This is a genomic window from Sciscionella sediminilitoris, from assembly GCF_000737195.2.
GTDB classification, from domain to species: domain Bacteria; phylum Actinomycetota; class Actinomycetes; order Mycobacteriales; family Pseudonocardiaceae; genus Sciscionella; species Sciscionella sediminilitoris.
The window spans coordinates 38,265-52,365 of sequence record NZ_JALM01000002.1 but is presented as its reverse complement, the minus strand read 5'-3'; the positions used below and the strand labels follow the sequence as shown (position 1 = coordinate 52,365).

Below are 14,101 nucleotides of genomic sequence, written 5' to 3'. Positions count from 1 at the left end.
TTTTTTGTGAGGTGGCGGCCCTCCGGACGGAGAGCGGGAATGTGGAGGGCCGCCACCCGCTACTGGATTACTTGCACTGCATCCAGATGATGTTCTTCTGGCACCCGGGCGGAACCGGGGTCCACGGCCACACGATGCCCTGCCATTTCTCCTGGAAGTGGACCCCGCCGTGGGTTTCGGCGGCCATGCTCGGCGCGGTGACGCCGAGGGCGAGCGCGAGCCCGATGCCCGCGGTGGCGCCCACCTTCTTCAGCGTGTTCATTGGTGACCTCGATTCGTATTCGATGGACAACATAAATCAGCGGCTCTCATTAGGAACAGAAAATAAAATGAGGCAGCGGATCCGCGAAAATCGCACCGTTGCCTCGCGGAGAAACCTGCTGACGGGGCAACGCTAGCAATGGAAAGCCACGCCCGGCCAAGACTCCGATGCGGTGACGCTCGTCATACACGGTAAAAAAGGGACGAATGGTCCACCACGAATATGTCGGGTGGTTCATTTCTCCGTGAATACCGCGAGCTCACCGTGGTTTGTACGAATGTCTCAGATGTTGCGCGCACGTTTCCGGTGGCATGGGTGATCTCCGGTGCTCATCACCCATGGTGGGGACCCGGGTGCTGAGGGTCGTCACGCCATCGCTGAAGTGCGGTTTTCGTTACATGCCAGGGGTGCGCCGAGTGCGTCAGTCGCTGCCGCCGAACGGAGGAACGGCCATGCACGCGGGCGGATCACCGCGTGCATGGCCGTGCTGCTGCGCTGGTCGAGGGGGTGGCTCGCCGGGTCGGTTCGGTCCGTTGTGGACAGTGTGATGTCCGTGGCCGCGCGGGCTACGCGGCCGTGGTTCCCGCCCATTCCGGCGACCTGCCGAGGTGGGCCATGATGGCCTCGAGTGCGGATTCCCCGCTATAGCTGATTTCCGGGCCGAACGAGGAGCCGGCCGCCGCGCGCTGCTCTCCGGTCGGCACGATCCGGGCGATGTCGAGCGCGACCGTCAGCAGTCCGGGGTCGAATTCGAGTCCGAGATCCAGGGTTTTCGCCACATCCCAGGCGTGCACGACATAGTCGAGGAAGTGGAAACTGACCGCGAGCCACGCCGGAAACGGTTCCGGGCTGGCGAACTCGGGCAGTTCGAAGGTCCGCTCGAAAAGGTCCCCGGCGGCGAACGAGTTCAGCAAGTGTTCCGCCGATTCACGATAGGTGTTCACCGGATCGGTGCCGAGTGCGCGCGGTCGCCAGTCCTCGGGATCCGTGCTGCCCCGGGCCGCGGCGGCGAAGCCGTGGTGCTGCCGGGTCATGTGCACGAGCAGATCGGCGAAGGCCCAGCCGGCGCAGGGGGTCGGCCGGGTCAGGTCCGCGGCCCGGGCGTGCGAAACCAGTTCGATGTTCGTGCGTACCGCGGTCGCGTTGAGTTCGCGCAGCCGCGAGGTCTGTTCGGCAAGATAATTGATATGCATGTGCTTATCGTAAGCACGTGCATATCATTGGTCAACGTGTATCTTCCCGGCATGACCGGAACGGAGGGAGAACGCCCGGACCTCGCCGCCATGCTCGGGCAACTGGTGCGTGGCCTGATCGCGGCCGAACGCCCGGTGCTCGCCGCGCACGGGGTGAGCATGTGGGGCTATGTGGTGCTGAACGCGCTGGATCGGTGCCCGGCGAGCACCCAGGCCGCGCTGGCCAAGGAGATCGGTGCGGACAAGACGCGGATCATCGGAACCCTGGACGAGCTGCAGGAGGCCGGTCTGATCGCGCGCGAGCCCGATCCCGCCGACCGGCGGGCGCGGCTGCTGCACATCACCGAGTCCGGAAGCGCGCTGCGGGCCGCCGTGCGGGATCGGATACAGGCCAACGAGGACCGGCTGCTCGCCCTGCTCCCCGCTGGGCAGCGACAGGCCTTCCTGCGCGCGCTCGGCACCCTGTCCGAGCTGTCCGAGGACGAGATCACCGGCGGCTGAGGGCGAGCCGTCACACCGGCAGTTCCGCCCGCAGTTCCTCGATACCGATCGCGCCCGGCCGGAGGCCCTGCCGCGCGGCCCGCCTGGCGAGCGCGGTCAGCCGGGCGTTGATCGGCGCCGAGCGGCCGATCCGGCGGGCGATCAGCGCGATCTCCCCGTTGAGGAAGTCGGTCTCGATCGAGCCGGTGCCCCGGACCAGCGACTGCCAGCTGGAACCGCCGATCTGGGCCGGTTCCCCTGGCACCGGGCGCACGGAAAGCTCCTCGGTCTGCCACGCGGCCCGGGCCTCTTCCGCGCCGGTGACCGGAATCCCCGCGGCCTCCAGGATCGCCGCCGCCTCCGCCTCGATCGCCTGGCGCAGGTTCTCGGCGCCCGAGGCGTCCCCGAGCAGGGCCTGCAGCACATTGCCGAGATTGGTCAGCAGTTTGCGGTATTTCCAGGCCAGTGCCGAGTCCGGCTGCCGCACAAGACAGCCCGCCGCTGCCCAGTCCCTGCCCAGTTCCTCGAGCAGCGGGCTATCGGCGGGATCGGAGCAGGCACCGTAACGACTCACATGAAACAACCCACGCGACGGTGCGGTCCGGACCAGCACCTCGCCCGGCTCGATCATGATCGTCGGGAACCAGACGCAGACCGCGAACACCCGGGAGAAATAGCGCAGCGCGATCTCCTCGCCGGAGACACCGTTCAGTGCGATGCAGATCGGCAACAGATCCGCGGCCCGGCCCAGCACGGTGCCCGCACGGTCGTGCACCGGGACATCGGCCCACTCGTCGACCGCCGCGGCCGCCTGCTGGGTCTTCGTCGTCAGCACCAGCACGTCCTCGCTGGTCAGGCGCGCCTGATCCGGCGCGGTCGATACCGGCACGGGAACGGTGAATTCGGTGTCCGGGCAGCGCAGGCTCAGGCCGTGCCCGGACATCCGCCGCGCGTGTTCGCCGCGGGCGACCAGCAGGACCTCGCTGCCCTGCCGGGTGAGGAGACCGCCGAGCGCGCTGCCGACCGCTCCGGCGCCGAGGAACACGTACCGAGTCATGGCGGGATCCTAACGGTGATGCGCGCCGCGACCGGGACAGATAGGGATTTCACGGTGCGGCTGAGAGGGTCCGGGGATGAGTGGATTGTCCCGGCGCCGCCTGCTCCAGGTGCCCATGCTCGCGGGGCTCGGCGCATTCGGCGTCACGGCCTGTAACTCGCTGCCCGGCAAGCCGGGCAGCGCTGACCCCGTCCGGCGGGTGCACGCGCCCGCGCCGGACGGGGTACTCGGCGCGAACTTCAACGGCGCCCCGAGCGAGAACCTTTTCGGTGAGCTCGGGGCCGCGGAGGCGACGTGGGTGCGCGGGTTCTTCGCGATGCCCGATGCGGACAAGGCGAATCCCGCGCGGTCGCGTGCGATCGGTACCCTGCTGCGCGCCGGTGCGCACGGCTACGGAACCGTGCTCTCGCTGAAGTTCCCGTATTTCCCGAACCGTGGGAAGCCGTTGCCACGTAAGGGTTCCGAGGCGATGAAGGCGGAGTTCGCCCGCCTGGACAAGGTGCTGGATGCGGTGCTCGGCAAGGTGAACATTCTGGTGCTCGGCAATGAGCCGTTCATCGAATGTCCGCGCCCGGACCGGAACAACGGTGCGCTCAACGAGTTCTACGAGGCCGTCGCCGGTCATGTCATCGCAACCCGGGCCGCGCATCAAGGCGGGGACAAGACGGCGCTGTATCTGGGCGCGCTCACCAAACTCGACGAGCCGGGGGAGATCGGCAAGGGCACCGAACGCTGGATGTCCTACGTCCGGGACACCCCGGAGATCGCGGGCACCGACATCCACCCGCACGTCGGGGACCCGGCCGGTGTCGATACCTACCTCGACTACGTCCGCGCGCGGCTCGGCCCGGACAAGAAATTCCTCGCCACCGAGTTCTCCCTGGTGCACCTCTGGCAGAAACATCTCACCGACCGGGTGAGCGCCGAGTACGCCGCCAAGTACCACGTCCGGCCGGACACCAAGGTGTGGCAGGTCATCAAGAACGCGCTCGACAAGCCGTTCGCCCAGCAGCGGTGGTACGACCTGCTGCGCACCAGCCCGTGGTTCGAGAACAACAGGAACTTCCTGCGCGATCAGACGGAGAAGTTCCGCGCCACCGGCAGGCTCGCCGTGGCCACCTACGGGGTGAGCCCGGACGCCGCCATGTCGGAGAACTTCGGCCCGGACAAGCAACCCTGGCTGCTGAACAGCCTGTTCGCCTCGCGCACGGTGCGCCCGCTCGCGGACGGTTCCCCCGCGCCCAACTACGCGTGGCTCGACGAATTCAAGGCACTGCAACGGCGTTGACGCGCCGTGTCGGCGGCGCCGCACAGCGTTCTCGGTGATCAGCAGCACCTTGTTCTTTAGGTAAGCCTTTCCTTAGTCTGCTGGAGTGTCCGCTTCCCCGCATCCCGGCATCGACGGCCTGAGCACCCGCGCGGTCGATATCGCCTATGGCCGCGACGTCGTGGTGCGCGCGGCCTCGATCTCGCTCACCGCGGGCACGGTCACGGCGCTGATCGGCCCCAACGGCAGCGGCAAGTCGACGCTGCTGCGTGCGCTCGCCCGGTTGCACCGGCCGGTTTCCGGGGAGATCGGGTTCGCCGACGGTACGGATCTGCGTGCGCTGTCCACAACGGACCTGGCACGCCGGATCACCCTGCTTTCCCAGCACCGCACCACTCCCGATGGGCTCTCGGTCCAGGAACTGGTGGAGTTCGGCAGGCATCCGCACCGTTCGCGGCTGCGCGGGCAGGATCCGGGCGGAGCGGCCGCGGTGCGGCGCGCGATGGCGGCGACCGGGCTCACCGCGCTCGCCGAGTGGCCGGTGCGCGCGCTTTCCGGTGGCCAGGCTCAGCGCGCCTGGCTGGCGAGCTGTCTCGCCCAGGACACCGCGCTGTTGCTGCTGGACGAACCGACGACCTTCCTGGATCTGCGCTATCAGGTCGAGATCCTGGACCTGGTCCGCGATCTCGCCGATGAACACGGCGTCGGGGTGGGCGTTGTCCTGCACGATCTCGACCAGGCCGGGGCGGTGGCCGACCGGGTGCTGCTGCTGGAGCAGGGCCGGGTCACCGCGGAGGGAACACCGGACGAGGTACTGACCGCGGACAATCTCAGCCGCGCCTACGACATTCACGTGGATGTGCGGACCGATCCGGTGGACGGGCGTATCCGCACCCGCGCGCTCGGCCGGTTCAACGCGCGCACCCCAGCCTGATCGCCCCCGGAAACAGGAGAAAAATGCGTAGTACCAAGGCAATTCTCGGCGCGCTGCTGCTCGCCGCCGTCACACTCGCCGGTTGCGGCACCACCGAGAAGCCCAGCGGGGGCTCGCCGGAGAACACCGGTGCGCCGGTCACGGTCACCGATTCCCGCGGCAAGACGGTGCGGCTGCCGCACACCGCGAAACGGGTCGTGGCAACGGAATGGAACGCGGTCGAGGATCTGGTCTCGCTCGGGGTGATGCCGGTCGGGGTCGCCGATCCGAAGGGGTACGGGCAGTGGGTCAGCGCGGCACCGCTGAAGGGCGCGGTCACCGATATCGGAACCCGCGGTGAACCGAGTCTGGACACGCTGATGTCCCTGGCGCCGGATCTGGTCGTGGTCACCGAAGGTCTCCCGGAAAGCGCGCTGGCACAGATCGAGGCGAAGCTCCCGGTGGTCGTCATCAAGGGCGGGGACCTCAAGGATTCGATCGGCACGATGTTCCATGGGCTGAACACGATCGCCACGGCAACCGGAACCGGAAAGCGTGCCACGCAACTGAAATCCGAGTTCGACGCGAAACTGGCCGAGGATCGCAAAGCCGTGGAGGGGCTCGGCGCGAACGGGGAGAAGGTGGCGTTCGCGGATGCCTATGTCGCCTCCGGAACGGTCACGATCCGCCCGTACACCAAGGGTTCGCAGGTTTCCGAGGTGTTCGCGCGGCTCGGCCTGGACAACCCGTGGCCGATGACCGGTGATCCCGCCTACGGCCTCGGCAAGGCCGATGTCGAGGGACTGACCCGGCTGCCCGATGCGCGGTTCTGGTACTCGGCCAATGATTCCGAGGGCGACCCGTTCACCGAGGAACTGGCGAACAACGCGATCTGGAAGGGTCTGCCGTTCGTCAAGAACGGGAAGGTGCAACGACTTCCGGACTCGCTGTGGATGTTCGGCGGGCCGAAGTCCATGCAGCAGTACGCCGACGCCGCGGTCGCCGCGCTCAAGAAGTAGCCGCGCGGTGGATCTCGACGGTGCCGCGCCCGCCAAGTGGTCGCGGCTGCTGTTCCTGGGCGTCGGGCTGGGTGTGCTGCTGGTACTCGGCGCGATCGTGCACCTCACCCAGGGAACGGCCGCGGTGCACGCCTTCGATGTGCTGCGGCTGGTGTTCGGCGGTGGTTCGGGCACCGATACCGCGGTCGTGCTGGAATCGCGGCTGCCCCGGCTGCTCGTCGCGTTGCTCGTCGGTGCCGCGCTCGGCACCGCGGGCGCGGCGCTGCAATCGGTGACCCGCAACATCATGGCAGCCCCGGACACGCTCGCGGTCAACGCGGGCGCCTATCTCGCGGTCACCGCGGTCGCGGTGACCGGCGTTTCCTTCCCGCTGTTCGGCACGGTGGGGGTGGCCTTCGCCGGTGGGCTGGCCACCGCCGTGCTGGTGCTCGCGCTCGCCGGGACCGGTGGCACCGCGATGGTGCGGCTCGTGCTCGCGGGCACGGCGATCGCACTCGCGATGAGCTCGGTGACCTCGATGCTGCTGGTGCTGTTCTCCCAGCGGACCCAGGGCCTGTTCGCCTGGGGAGCGGGATCGCTTTCGCAGAACGGGCTCGGCGGGATCCGGATGCTCGCCCCGGTCGTCGTGCTGGCCTTCGCCGCGCTGCTGTTGTTGTCCCGCAGGCTCGATCTGGTGCGGCTCGGGGACGACCAGGCACGCAGCCTCGGTGTCCGGGTGGGGCTGGTGCGCGGGACGGCGATCCTGCTCGCGGTGCTGCTCGCCGCGTGTGCGGTGACGCTGACCGGGCCGATCGGGTTCGTCGGTCTCGCCGCGCCCGCACTGGTGCGGCTGCTCTCCCGTTCGGTGCGCGGCCTGCACCGGCACATCGCCGCGATCCCGTTCTCCGCCGCGGTCGGTGCCGCGCTGCTGCTCGGCTCGGATGTGCTGCTGCGGGCGATCATCGGCGCGCAGGGTGCGCTCGAGGTCCCCGCCGGGGTGGTCACGACCCTGCTCGGGGTGTTCTTCCTGGTGACCCTGGCGCGTTCGGCGCGTGGTTCGGGTGCGGTGGAACCACCGGCGGCCGGGGTCGCGGGCAGGGTGTCCCGGTTCCGGTTCACCTGCACGCTCGTCGTGCTGCTCGCCGCGGTCGTCGGGGTGGTGCTGGCCGCCGCGCTGCTCGGGGACGCGAAACTGCTGCTCGGCGATATCGGCAACTGGCTCGGCGGTCAGGCGGGGCCGATCGTGCGCAGCGTGCTGGACAACCGCCTTCCCCGGGTGTTCGCGGCGCTGCTCGCGGGTGCCTGCCTGGCCATCGGTGGCACGCTCATCCAGACGCTCACCCGCAATCCCCTTGCCGAGCCCGGAATCCTGGGTGTCGCGGGCGGGGCCAGCCTCGGCGCGGTCGCCGCGATCACGATCGTGCCCAGCATCGGTTTCTGGGCGCAGACCGGGTTCGCCGGGATCGGTGCCGCACTGGTGACCGCACTGGTCGTGGCGCTGTCCACCAAGCGCGGTTTCGCCGGGGAACAGCTCGTGCTGATCGGGTTCGGCGCGCAGGCCGCGAGCCAGGCACTGGTCACCGTGCTGATCACGCTGACCGATCCGTGGAACCAGACCAAGGCGCTCACCTGGCTCGGCGGATCCACCTATGGCCGGACCTTCGAGCAGCTGATGCCGATGGCGGCCGCGGTGCTGCTCGTGGCACCGGTCCTGGTGCGGCTGCGCAGCGAGCTCGACCTGCTTTCGCTGGACGAGGAAACGCCCCGGGTGCTCGGTGTTCCGGTGCCGCGGACCCGGCTCATCGCCCTGGTGTGCGCGGTGCTGCTGACCGGAACCGCGGTCGCCGGTGCCGGGGTGATCTCGTTCGTCGGCCTGATGGCCCCGCACGCCGCACGGGCACTGATCGGGCGCAGGCATGCGCGCAGTCTCCCGGTCGCGGCCCTGCTCGGCGGCATCCTGGTGTGCCTCGCGGACCTGCTCGGCCGGACCGTGATCGCCCCGGCCCAGCTCCCGGCAGGTCTGGTCACCGCCTGTATCGGCGCCCCCTATTTCGTCTGGCTGCTGCACCGCACCCGCGGTTTCCGGGTGCCGCGCCCGCGCGCTTCCCGGGAGCGGTCCCGGACCGGGGCCCTAGCCTCGCGGTGACCGAACGGCAGACAGGGGAAGCACATGATCAGGAGAACACTGGGCGTTCTGGTGCTCACCGGGGCCGCGCTCATCGGGCCCGCGGTCGCGATCGCCGCGCCGCACGGGGACCGGTTGCGGATCACCGAGGGCGGTTCGCCGGACGAGCCGAAGGTCTACGACGGTCACGGGCACCGGGCCGGCGGCATCGATGTGGCCGCGGACAACGTGATCGTGCGGAACTACGTACTCGACCGGCCGTCCGCCCCGGGGATCGAGGTGCACGGCAACGGGGTGACGGTGCAGGGCAACACGATCACCGCGCCGCACGGCGGGGACGGCGACGGGCTGCGGTTCTTCGGCGACGGCATCCGGATCCTGCACAACACGATCAGCAGGACCGACAACAGCACCGGGGCGCACGCCGACTGCATGCAGACCTTCGCGACCGATGACCAGGACGTGGCCAGCCGGAACGTCACCATCGACGGCAACCGTTGCGAACGGATCGACAACATGTGCCTGATGGCCGAGGGCCCGAACTCCGCGGCCGGTGACGGCAGCGAGGAGGGGACCTCGCAGGATTGGCGGTTCACCGGCAATTTCTGCGAGACAAGGAAAGCCTCGCAGACCGTGATGATCGACGATGTGCAACGGCTGACGATCACCGGGAACACCTGGGCCGCAGGGCCGGATCACGCGATCGGCCTGCAGAACGGGTCCACCGGGGCGCACGTGCGGGACAACAGACTCGACCCGTCCATCGGCTGCGAGGTCGGTATCGACGACTCCTCGCGGGAGAGCTATCAGGGCCCCGAACCGGGTTGCGATCCGTAACCGCGCGCGACTGCCCACGGCCCGTGCTCATGCAGTAACGTGATCCGCTGAACCTAGCCCGTACGGCGTAACACGCGCCGTAGGAGGGAGGCGCGGCGGTGCGGAGCCAGCTGATCGCCGGCCGCTACCGGCTCGAGGACGAGGTCGGGGCGGGCGGTATGGGGATGGTGTGGCGGGCCACCGATCTGGAACTGGACCGCACGGTCGCGCTCAAGCGCGCACACACCGGCGGCACCGGGGCGCTGCGCGAGGCGAAGGCGGCCGCCACGCTGCAGCATCCGCACCTGGTCACCCTCTTCGACGTGCTCCGCGAGGACGGCGATCTGTGGCTGGTCATGGAGTACCTTCCGGCGAAGAGCCTGCGCGACCGGGTACTGGAGACCGGGCCGCTCTCCGGAACCGAGGTCCGCACCATCGGCGCCCAGCTGGCGGACGCGCTCGCCGCACTGCACCGTGCGGGCACCGTGCACGCCGATGTGAAACCGGGCAATGTGCTGCTCACCGAGGACGGGACGGCGAAGCTCATCGATTTCGGCATCGCGCGCGCCGACTGGGCGGATGCCACGCTGACCGGTGCGGAGATCATCGGAACCCCCGCCTATCTCGCTCCCGAACTCGTCAAGGGCGGCGGGCCGAGCCCGGCATCCGATCTGTTCTCGCTCGGTGCCACGCTGTTCTACGCGGCCGAGGGAACCTCCCCGTACGGCGAGGCCGAGGCCGCGGCGCAGCTGCTCGGCCGTGCGGCGCGCGCCAGGATGCTCGCCCCGCGCCGGGCGGACGGCGAACTCGGCAGGCTGCTCACCGAGTTGCTGCGCAAGGATCCCGGGCGGCGACCGGAGGCCACCGCCGTCGCCGAGCGCCTCGGACAGCCCACGGGCACCGCGCCGCACCGGCGTTTCGTGCCGCGCCGCCGTGGGTTCGCCGCCGGTGCCGCGGTCGCGCTGGTGGTGATCGTGGCCTTCGGCGTCGTGGAACTGGTGCGCGGCAGCGGCGGAACCGAACACCCGGCGGCCGCGAACCCGCCGGGACTCGGGGACCGGCACAGCGCGGATCCCTGCTCGCTCACCGATGTGCGCGCCCTCGGCCGGTTCGGGACGGCCGAACAGGACCCGCTGTACGGCAACTTCGATCGCTGCGATGTGCTGGTCACCAAGGGATCCGCGCGCGTGGACGTGGAGGTGCAGCTCACCGAGGGGGACAAGGCTCGTCAGCGTTCCGGTGCCGTGCGCGAGGTCGGCGCGCTGCGGGTGGTGGACCAGCCGGGGCAGAGCGAGCAGTGTGAGCGCACGATCCTGCTTCCCGGCCGGACCGGGGTGGATGTCACGGCGAAACTCGACGAGGCCACCGACGACCGGCTCTGCGCCATGGCGGACACCGCGACCGGAACCGCGCTGCGGGTGCTGAACGAGAACCGGCTGGGGCAGCGGCGATTCCCCGCCGAGTCACTGGCCACAGTGGACGCGTGCACCCTGCTGGACGCGAAGGCGCTCGGTACCGTTCCCGGGATCGACGCGAACGATCCGGACCGCGGCTACGTCGGCTGGGACTGTTCCTGGGACAGCACCACCGAACACCTGAGCCTGCGGCTGTCCTACGACCACGATCAACCGTTCAGCGCGGCGGACGGCACCCCGATGCGGCTCGCCGGGCACCCGGCCGTGTTGCGGACCGAATTCGACGGGGAGGGGACCTGCGCCGTGCAACTGGTCAACCGCACCGTGCACGACGCGAACGCCGATCCGGTGAACGAACTGCTCGACGTCGAACTGCGCGGCGAACTCCCGCAACGGAGACTGTGCGGGTATGCCGGAACACTCGCCGGTGCCGCCGCGCCGAACCTCCCGGGAAAGCAGTCATGACACGGGAATTTCCACTGTCCGGAGTGGACAGGACGCTCGCGGCCGGGGTACCGGAATCCGCGCCGGGTACCCTGTTCGCGCTCAGCCTGTGCGGCGGGCTGACCATGGCACCGAAGGACGGACGACGGCTCTACTTCGGCCGCAACCGCCCGGATGTGCACATCTGCGTCGGCGAGGACGACCGCAGGGTGAGCAGGCGGCACGGGCAGCTCGACTACGCGGGTACGCGGTGGTGGCTGCACAACACCGGACGACTGCCGATCCGGTTGCCCGGTTCGGTCTGGCTGCATCCCGGCGGGGAGCCGGTACCGCTCGGGGACGGCTACGCCCCGCTGTTCCTGCGCGGTTCCTCGGGGCGCGAACATCTGCTCGAGTTGTTCGTGGTCGGCAACCTCGACCAGCGGCCCCGCTCCAAACACGCCGACCTCACCCAGCCGCCGAGCATCTGGCGCCTTTCGGAGAAGGAAAAGCTCGCCGTCGTCGTGCTCGGTCAGCGTTACCTCTACCACGAGGCCAATCCGCAGCCGCTCGCCTGGCGGCAGGCCGCGGCCGCGCTCGCCGATCTGCAACCCGGACAGGGCTGGACGGCGAAACGGGTCGAGCATCTCGTCGCCGGTATCCGCGGCAGGCTCGCCCGCACCGGTGTCACCGGGCTGACCCGGGAGGAAGTGGGGGAGCCGGTCGGGAATTCGCTCAACCACAACCTGTTGACCGAGTTGGTGCTGTCCACCACGATCGTGCCCGGTGACCTGGAAGCGCTCGGCGCGCTCATCGATTAGCGGGTTGCCCCCTGACTCGCGGCAGGATCAGCGTTCGCGTTCGCGGCGCCAGGGCCAGCGGCGGCGCCGAGGCCGAAGTGTCGCCGCGCGGCGGGAACACCGGCGCGCCTGCTCCAGATCGAGCGCCGAGGAACTGTGGTGGTGGCGCTCCTCGTAGGCGCGGGCCAGTTCCTCCAGCCGCCACGGCAGTACGGCGTCCTCGTCCGGGGTCGCCGCGACGGCCCGCTCACCGGCCTCGATGGCGGCGTCCAGATCGGCCATCCGGTGCCCGGCAAGGAACCGGAGGTAGCAGGCGCGCGCCAGGTCCTGCAGGTGCCCGGGGTCTGTCGCGGTTTCCTCGGCGAGCCCTGCACTGAGCAGCTCGATCGCCTGCGTGAGGCCGCCGTCCGACGGGGTGCGCAGATAGCGTTCGAGGTACGCGCTGCCCGTCTTGGCGGACAGGATCGCGTGCAGTGCGTGTCCAGCGGGCAGCGCCGACCGGGACCGTTCCAGCAGCTCGATCGCCCGGTGCAGATCCGCGGCGGCCCCGCCGTTGCGGTACCGCTCCCGGTGGAAATCGCCGAGCATGAGGCGGAATTCGGCCAGGTTCGGGTGCCCCCGGCCCGCGTGGTCGGTGGCCTGGGTGACGGATCCGATGGCGCGGTCGAGATCGGCGGGATCGGCGCAGCGGCGGTATCGCTGAAAGTAGGCGTTGCCCAGATTCGACAATCTCGCCGGGCGCCGGGCATGGCGCTCCGGGGTCGCCAGGACGGCGCCCTCGAGCAGGATGATGGCGGCGTCGACGAGCCGTGGATCCGCGGTGTCCGTATTGTGCCGCAACAGGTCCGCGCCGAGGTCGCCCTGATGGTCGGCATCGGCGGCCGGGCCGAGCAGCGGGCCGAGCCCGGTGGGGACCGCCTCGATCTCCCTGGCCACCGGGGCCAGACAGACGATCGCGTGCGCGAGCTCGGGATACCAGTCCTCCTGCGGCAGCGCCGTCGCCCGGTACATGTGCAGCTGCGCGAGGGCACGCCGGGCCGAACGGGTCTGCTCGGTGTCCTCGGACCGCATGGCCCGCCACAGCTCGTCCGCCTCCGCGAGCGCCCTTCTGTCCAGCACCGATCGCGTTCCGGGTGCCCGTCGATAGCCGTCCAGCCGCCGCTGGACCCGGTCGAGCAGTTCCGCGAATTCCGCAGTCATGGTCTCCTCACACCAACGGAGGGGCGAACGGTGGCACGGAACAGGAGTACCGGAACCGTTCGGGACCGGTCCCGGCGAACGACCCGCCAGGTGGTGCGGTGTTGCTACAGTGTCGCCGTGTTCACCGAGTCGGATAGGCGTCAGGCCGATGCCGTGTACGCCGCGCTCCCGGAGTACATGCGCCGGGCCCGCCGGATCGGCACGCATCCCGGCAGCGTGGACGGGGAAACCGCGCTCACCGGTTACGAATACCGGCTCTTCTCGCAGAACGGCGAGGACGGCGTGCTCGCCGAAATCCTGCGCCGGATCGGTGTCACCGGCCGCTGGTTCGTCGAGTTCGGTGTCGAATCCGGCCGGGAGGGGAACTGCGTCGCGCTCGCCGATGTCCTCGGCTGGCACGGATTGTTCATGGAGGCCGACCCGGCGCACCATCACCTGCTCCATCAGAAATACCGTTGGAACCAGGCGGTGAGCACTTTGCACGCCACCGTCACTCCCGATCGGGTCGAGGAGCTTTTCGGTATCGGAAAGGTGCCCGCGGAACCGGATGTCGTCTCGATCGATATCGACGGCGGTGACTACTGGATTTGGGAAGCGTTGCACGATTATCGTCCCCGCGCACTCGTCATCGAATACAATTCCGCCCTTTCGCCCGAGGAAAAACTGGTCCAGCCGCCCGGTACCGAACCCTGGTCGGGCACCGCGTTCTTCGGCGCCTCGCTCGGTGCCCTGACCGGGCTTGCCGCCGACAAGGGCTATCGGCTGGTGCACTGCGAAATGGCCGGGGCCAACGCGTTCTTCGTCCGTGCCGATCTGACCGGTGTTTTCCCGCCACCGGAGAGCGTTCAGCGCCGTGGCCCCAACTACTTCCTCACCTCGCACGGTCACCCCGAGGACGACACCGGCCGCACCTACCACCGGCTCTGAGCGCGCGGTGCGCGAGCCGATTCCCGAGCCGATTCCTCGGTCACAGTACGAATTACCCGGGTGACCCGGTGTACCGGACCGGCAAGAGGGCACTTTGCGTGATCACATCATCACAACCGGAAGATCTTCGCGGGAAACAGGAAAAATCCGCGTTGGTCATTTGTCAATAATGTGGTGAACGGCAATCTTTCCGGTGTGCCGTTGACATTCGCCGGGGGCATGCAC

General features: G+C 69.3%; 13 protein-coding genes. 9 read left to right on the top strand and 4 right to left on the bottom strand.

The window, feature by feature from the left end:
* Nucleotides 1–67: 67 nt before the first annotated feature.
* A complete protein-coding gene (locus tag AD72_RS00405) occupies nucleotides 68–262 on the bottom strand; it encodes a hypothetical protein (protein WP_031464299.1) in 195 nt (64 codons plus the stop codon).
* Nucleotides 263–828: 566 nt separating this feature from the next.
* Nucleotides 829–1,455, bottom strand: coding sequence for a TIGR03086 family metal-binding protein (locus AD72_RS00400; RefSeq protein ID WP_031464298.1), 627 nt, complete (start codon nucleotides 1,453–1,455; stop codon nucleotides 829–831).
* A 51-nt stretch (nucleotides 1,456–1,506) separates the two neighbouring features.
* Here AD72_RS00400 and AD72_RS00395 point away from each other — a divergent pair, with 51 nt between their 5' ends.
* Entirely contained in the window at nucleotides 1,507–1,956 is a 450-nt protein-coding gene (locus AD72_RS00395; protein ID WP_031464297.1) for a MarR family winged helix-turn-helix transcriptional regulator, read from the top strand.
* Between the two features lie 10 nt (nucleotides 1,957–1,966).
* Here AD72_RS00395 and AD72_RS00390 read toward each other — a convergent pair whose 3' ends face one another.
* Entirely contained in the window at nucleotides 1,967–2,992 is a 1,026-nt protein-coding gene (locus tag AD72_RS00390; protein WP_031464296.1) for a ketopantoate reductase family protein, read from the bottom strand.
* A 76-nt stretch (nucleotides 2,993–3,068) separates the two neighbouring features.
* Between AD72_RS00390 and AD72_RS00385 the strand changes: the two genes are divergently transcribed.
* The 7 genes from AD72_RS00385 (at nucleotide 3,069) to AD72_RS00355 (ending at nucleotide 11,770) form a co-directional block, all read left to right on the top strand.
* Nucleotides 3,069–4,280: a hypothetical protein gene (locus AD72_RS00385; protein ID WP_231644691.1), complete on the top strand. Its 1,212-nt coding sequence runs from the start codon at nucleotides 3,069–3,071 to the stop codon at nucleotides 4,278–4,280.
* 85 nt (nucleotides 4,281–4,365) lie between these two features.
* A complete protein-coding gene (locus AD72_RS00380) occupies nucleotides 4,366–5,193 on the top strand; it encodes an ABC transporter ATP-binding protein (RefSeq protein WP_031464294.1) in 828 nt (275 codons plus the stop codon).
* A 23-nt stretch (nucleotides 5,194–5,216) separates the two neighbouring features.
* Nucleotides 5,217–6,191, top strand: coding sequence for an ABC transporter substrate-binding protein (locus AD72_RS00375; RefSeq protein ID WP_031464293.1), 975 nt, complete (start codon nucleotides 5,217–5,219; stop codon nucleotides 6,189–6,191).
* A gap of 7 nt (nucleotides 6,192–6,198) precedes the next feature.
* Entirely contained in the window at nucleotides 6,199–8,316 is a 2,118-nt protein-coding gene (locus tag AD72_RS00370; RefSeq protein WP_037344415.1) for an iron ABC transporter permease, read from the top strand.
* Between the two features lie 24 nt (nucleotides 8,317–8,340).
* A complete protein-coding gene (locus AD72_RS00365) occupies nucleotides 8,341–9,132 on the top strand; it encodes a right-handed parallel beta-helix repeat-containing protein (RefSeq protein ID WP_037344413.1) in 792 nt (263 codons plus the stop codon).
* A gap of 98 nt (nucleotides 9,133–9,230) precedes the next feature.
* Nucleotides 9,231–10,991, top strand: coding sequence for a serine/threonine-protein kinase (locus AD72_RS00360; protein ID WP_037344410.1), 1,761 nt, complete (start codon nucleotides 9,231–9,233; stop codon nucleotides 10,989–10,991).
* Nucleotides 10,988–11,770, top strand: a complete 783-nt coding sequence (locus tag AD72_RS00355; protein ID WP_031464289.1) for an FHA domain-containing protein — start codon at nucleotides 10,988–10,990, stop codon at nucleotides 11,768–11,770. Before AD72_RS00360 ends, AD72_RS00355 begins: the two co-directional genes overlap by 4 nt.
* 27 nt (nucleotides 11,771–11,797) lie before the next feature.
* Here AD72_RS00355 and AD72_RS36305 read toward each other — a convergent pair whose 3' ends face one another.
* The gene (locus AD72_RS36305; RefSeq protein ID WP_031464288.1) at nucleotides 11,798–12,949 is read right to left on the bottom strand and encodes a tetratricopeptide repeat protein; all 1,152 of its coding nucleotides are present in this window, start codon (nucleotides 12,947–12,949) and stop codon (nucleotides 11,798–11,800) included.
* 117 nt (nucleotides 12,950–13,066) lie between these two features.
* Between AD72_RS36305 and AD72_RS00345 the strand changes: the two genes are divergently transcribed.
* Nucleotides 13,067–13,876: a hypothetical protein gene (locus AD72_RS00345; protein WP_156364995.1), complete on the top strand. Its 810-nt coding sequence runs from the start codon at nucleotides 13,067–13,069 to the stop codon at nucleotides 13,874–13,876.
* Nucleotides 13,877–14,101 lie beyond the last annotated feature (225 nt).